2 protein-coding genes and 1 pseudogene are annotated in these 4,114 nt (G+C 70.7%); all 3 read left to right on the top strand.

Going from position 1 to position 4,114, the window contains the following annotated elements:
- Positions 1-29: 29 nt before the first annotated feature.
- Positions 30-356, top strand: a pseudogene (locus tag K0M70_RS12355) (chorismate synthase); the annotation flags it as partial.
- Between the two features lie 211 nt (positions 357-567).
- Positions 568-1,587 (top strand): aspartate-semialdehyde dehydrogenase, encoded by a 1,020-nt coding sequence (locus tag K0M70_RS12350; RefSeq protein WP_290782373.1) that lies wholly within the window; start codon positions 568-570, stop codon positions 1,585-1,587.
- Between the two features lie 79 nt (positions 1,588-1,666).
- Positions 1,667-4,090: a FimV/HubP family polar landmark protein gene (locus K0M70_RS12345; RefSeq protein ID WP_290782372.1), complete on the top strand. Its 2,424-nt coding sequence runs from the start codon at positions 1,667-1,669 to the stop codon at positions 4,088-4,090.
- Positions 4,091-4,114 lie beyond the last annotated feature (24 nt).

Below are 4,114 nucleotides of genomic sequence, written 5' to 3'. Positions count from 1 at the left end.
GCCCGGCCATGTAACTGATGGGCAGGGTGCACCGCGACGTTATGTTGCCCACGGGCTTCGCCAGCAACCTTGCGGGGGGCGTCGTCGGCGGCATCAGCAGCGGCCAGGACGTGACCTGTTCGGTGGCCTTCAAGCCCACGTCCAGCCTCCGCCTGCCGGGCGACACCGTGGACGTGCACGGCGAGCCGGTGCAAGTGATCACCACCGGCCGCCACGACCCCTGCGTGGGCCTGCGCGCGCCGCCGATCTGCGAAGCAATGATGGCCCTGGTGCTGATGGACCATGCGCTGCGCCACCGCGCGCAGTGCGGCGACGTCGGCCCGGTGTCGCCGCGCATCCCGGGCTCGGCGCAGTGAACCGCGTTTCCTGCCGTGCAGGCACGCCGATGAAACCGGATTGGAAACGGATGGCGGCGGATCGAAAACGATCGCCTCGGAAGGCCTAGGTTCCCGCTGCGCTGCCGCGCCGGACCTTTGGACGCCCGAGGCCCTTCGTTCACGCGCTACTTATCCGAGTCCATCCCGGTACATCCGTCGCCAAGAAAACCTTACGGAACCCCCAGACCCCATGAGCAAGACCTATAACGTAGCCATCGTCGGCGCCACCGGCGCCGTCGGCGAAACCATGCTGTCCGTGCTGGCCGAGCGCCAGTTTCCGATCGGCAGGCTGCACCTGCTGGCGAGCGCCCGCACGGCCGGCGAGAAGATCGACTACGGCGCCCGCAAGATCGTCGTCGAGGACCTGGCCACCTTCGACCCGGCGGGCGTGGACATCGCGCTGTTTTCGGCGGGTGGCGGCGTATCGAAAGAGTACGCGCCCAAGTTTGCTGCCGCCGGCGCCGTGGTCATCGACAACAGCTCGGCCTTCCGCTACGACGACGACGTGCCGCTGGTGGTGTCGGAAGTGAACCCCGACCAGGTGGCCAACCGCCCACGCGGCATCATCGCCAACCCCAACTGCTCCACCATGCAAATGCTGGTGGCGCTGGCGCCCATCCATCGCGCGGTCGGCATCGAGCGCATCAACGTGGCCACGTACCAGTCGGTTTCGGGCGCGGGCCGCAGCGGCATGGAGGAGTTGGGCAAGCAGACCGCTGCCATGCTCGGCTTCCAGGCCTTCGAGCCGGCCAAGTTCGCCGTGCAGATCGCCTTCAACCTGATTCCGCAGATTGATGATTTCCTGGAAAACGGCTACACGAAGGAAGAAATGAAGCTGGTCTGGGAGACCCGCAAGATCCTCGGTGACGACAGCATCCAGGTGAACCCGACCGCCGTGCGCGTGCCGGTCTTCTACGGCCATTCCGAGGCGGTGCATCTGGAGACGCGCCTGAAGATATCCGCCGCCGACGCGCGCGCCCTGCTCGAGGCCGCACCGGGCGTGGAAGTCGTGGACGACCGGGTGCCCGGCGGCTACCCGACCCCGGTGACCCACGCGGCCGGCACGGATGCGGTCTACGTGGGCCGCATCCGCGAAGATCTGTCGCATCCGCGAGGGCTCAATCTGTGGATCGTCTCGGACAACATCCGCAAAGGCGCGGCGCTCAACGCCGTGCAGTTGGCGGAACTCGTGGTCAAAGAGCGTTCCTGACCGGTATATTCGGCGTGCAATCGCGTCGCGACCGCTGCAGGGGAGTGGTCACGCCAGACTTCTTCGGGGAGATTCAAGCGTGAACATCAGGCATTTGCAGCTTCCTCTGGCCCTCGCCCTCGCGCTGGGCGCATCCAGCGCCCATGCGCTCGGCCTCGGCCAGATTCAGGTCAAATCCGGGCTCAACGAGCCGCTGGTCGCCGAAATTCCCATTCTCTCGGCGGCGCCGGGCGAGGTGGAAGAGCTGGAAGTCCGGCTGGCGTCCCCCGAGGCGTTTGCCCGGGTGGGGCTGGAACGTCCGGTCGGCATGACCGCCAACCTGCAGATGAGCGTCGGCCGCAACGCCGCCGGCCAGCCGGTGATCCGCGTGACTACGCCGGCCCGATTCACCGAGCCCTTCCTCACCTTCCTGGTCGAGGCGAACTGGGGTCGCGGCAGCCTGGTGCGTGAGTTCAGCGCGCTGGTGGATCCGCCCTACATCGCCCCGGCGGTGATCCGCCCGCTCGAGGCCCCGTCGGTGGCCGTGGCCCCGGTGCCGATGCCGATACCCGTGCAGGAGCCTGAAGCGCAGACAGTACCGCTGGAAGACCCTGAGCCGGCGCCCGCGGTGGCCCAGATGCCGCCCGAGCCGATGCCCGTGCCGGAACCGGAACCCGAGCCGGCGCCCGTGGCAGAACTGCCGCCCGAGCCGGTGGCGGTTGCGCCGGCCCCGCAACCCGTGCCCGAACCGATGCCAGAGCCGGTGGCGCCGCCCGAGCCCGTGGCCGCCGCGCCCGAACCGGCACCGCAGCCCGAACCCATACCTGAGCCTGAGCCTGAGCCCGAGCCTGAGCCCGAGCCCGAGCCCGAGCCCGAGCCGGTGCCCGAGCCGGCCCCCGAACCGATCGCCGCGACCCCTCCGCCGCCCGAGCCGGCTCCGGTCCCGCAGCCGCAGCCGGTCGACCCGGGCAGCGTCGGCCCGGTGGCCAGCGGCGACACGCTGTGGGGTATCGCCAGCCAGAACAAGCCCGACGCGGGCGTGTCGATGAGCCAGATGATGCTGGCCCTCCAGCGCGCCAATCCCGAGGCGTTCATCGGCGGCAACATCAACCAGCTCAAGCGCGGCGCGGTGCTGCGCATCCCGGCCCGCGACGAAGTGACCACCCTGGGCGCCGCCGAGGCCGAAGCCCTGGTGCGCGAACAGGCCACGGCCTGGCAGTCCCGGCGCCAGCCGGTGCCGCAGCCGGCCGAGAGCGTGGACACGGCGCCCGAGCGCGTCGCCGCCACACCGCGACGCCCCGCCGCCGCGGCCGACGGTCGCCTTGAGATCGTGCCGCCCTCGGGCGCCGACAGCGCTGCGCGCGGCGTGCAGTCGGGCGCCAGCGGTGCGGGCACCGGCAGCGAGCTGCGCGCCGAGCTGACCCAGACCCGCGAAGACCTCGCGGCCCGCGAAGCCGAAGTTTCCGAGCTGCGTTCGCAGCTGGCCGAGCTGGACCAGCAGCAGGCTGACAGCCAGCGCCTGATCCAGATGCAGGACAGCCAGATGAAGGCCCTGCAGGATCGCCTTGGCCAGACTGCCCCGGTGCCGACCCCTGCGCCCGAGGCCACGGCCAGTGCCGCCGCGGCGCCCGCGGGCGAGCCGGTGTCGAAGCCCTGGTACCTCAATCCGCTGGTCTGGGGTGGCGGTGGCCTGGTGCTGGTGCTGGCGGGCTTGGTGCTGGCGCTGCGCGGACGCCGCACCGCCAGCCCGATGCCGCTGCCGGGCCGCCGCATTTCCGACGACGATGCCCTGCGCGCCAGCCTGGCCGGCGCCCGCAGCGAGCCCTTGCCCGCCGCCGAAACCGATGACGGTGAGGCCGCGCCCGCCGAAGACGAGCAGGCCCGCCTGCAGGCGGCCGTGGCCGCGCGCCCCGATGACCTGGAAACCCATATCAGCCTGCTTCGTCACTTCTATGCCCGCGGCGACACGGCCGGCTACGAAGCCGCGGCGCAGGCCATGCGCGACCGGGTCCGCAGCACGCTGGACCCGCGCTGGCGCGAGGCGGTGGTGATGGGCGTGGCCATTTCGCCCGGGAATCCGCTGTTCAGCCAGGCCGGCTGGAATTCGCCCCGCTTCGGCGACACCGGCGTGATGCCGGCGGCACCGGCCGTGGCACCGGTGGCGGTCGATATCCCGGATCTCGACGATCCGGCCATTGGCGTGGCTGCGGCACCCGCCCCGTCCGAAGACGAGCAGGACGAAGCCTGGGATCGACTGACGCTGGCCGCTGCCGGCGTCAGCGACGGGGTGGCCGCTCCGCAGGCCGACGCCTACGACGACGTGGTGCTGGAGCCGGTGGCCATGGACGACGCCATGGACGCCGCCGTGGACGACGACGCCAGTGACACCAAGATTGAGCTGGCCAGGGCCTACCTGGACATCGGCGACATCGAAGGCGCGAAGGGCATGCTTGAAGAAGTCATCGCCGAGGCCGGCCCCGCCGGCCCCGCCCAAGCCCAGCGGCTGCTGAAAGAAAATTGCTAAGACCCCCCAGCCCCCCCAACCAGC

Source organism: Arenimonas sp., assembly GCF_019459675.1.
GTDB lineage: Bacteria > Pseudomonadota > Gammaproteobacteria > Xanthomonadales > Xanthomonadaceae > Arenimonas.
Note: the sequence above shows the minus strand (reverse complement) of the source record. Positions and strands in the feature narration are given on the sequence as shown.

Coding starts and splice junctions, on each gene's coding strand:
- K0M70_RS12350 (WP_290782373.1), top strand. CDS start 568: ATGAGCAAGACCTATAACGTAGCCATCGTCGGCGCCACCGGCGCCGTC.